The organism is Acetobacter sicerae (assembly GCF_011516765.1).
Lineage (GTDB): Bacteria > Pseudomonadota > Alphaproteobacteria > Acetobacterales > Acetobacteraceae > Acetobacter > Acetobacter sicerae.
In genome coordinates, this window is record NZ_JAAABN010000091.1 from 1 (window position 1) to 544 (window position 544).

Annotated in this window: 1 protein-coding gene; it reads left to right on the forward strand. The window is 66.5% G+C overall.

The genetic code is table 11. From position 1 onward, the window contains the following. A partial coding sequence (locus tag GVI59_RS18745; protein WP_173575545.1) for an HAD-IC family P-type ATPase occupies window positions 1–544 on the forward strand: 544 nt, incomplete at both ends.

Here is a 544-nt window from a genome sequence, read left to right on the forward strand (position 1 = left end):
CGAAGCCATGCTGACAGGAGAGCCAGCACCTGTCGCCAAGGGCCCGGGTGACAAGGTGACGGGCGGAACCATCAACGGCACCGGCAGCCTGCTGATGACGGCCGAGGCCGTTGGCTCGGACACGATGCTGGCCCGAATCGTCAGCATGGTGGCGGCTGCGCAGCGTACACGGGCACCGATCCAGGCGGTGGCGGACCGGGTCTCCGGCTGGTTCGTGCCGCTGGTCGTGCTTGTGTCCCTGCTGACCTTCGTCGTCTGGCTTCTGATCGGTCCGCAACCGCGCTTCGGACACGCACTGCTGAACGCCATTGCGGTCCTGGTGATCGCCTGCCCGTGCGCGCTGGGCCTGGCCACTCCGATGTCGATCATGGTCGGCATGGGACGCGGGGCGCGAGCCGGCGTGCTGGTTCGCAACGCCGAAGCACTGCAGGCGCTGGATACGGTCGATACGCTGGTGATCGACAAGACCGGCACCGTAACGGAAGGCAAGCCCCGGCTGATCGCGACCGAAACATCAGGTGCATGGGATTCCAGCATCGTCCTG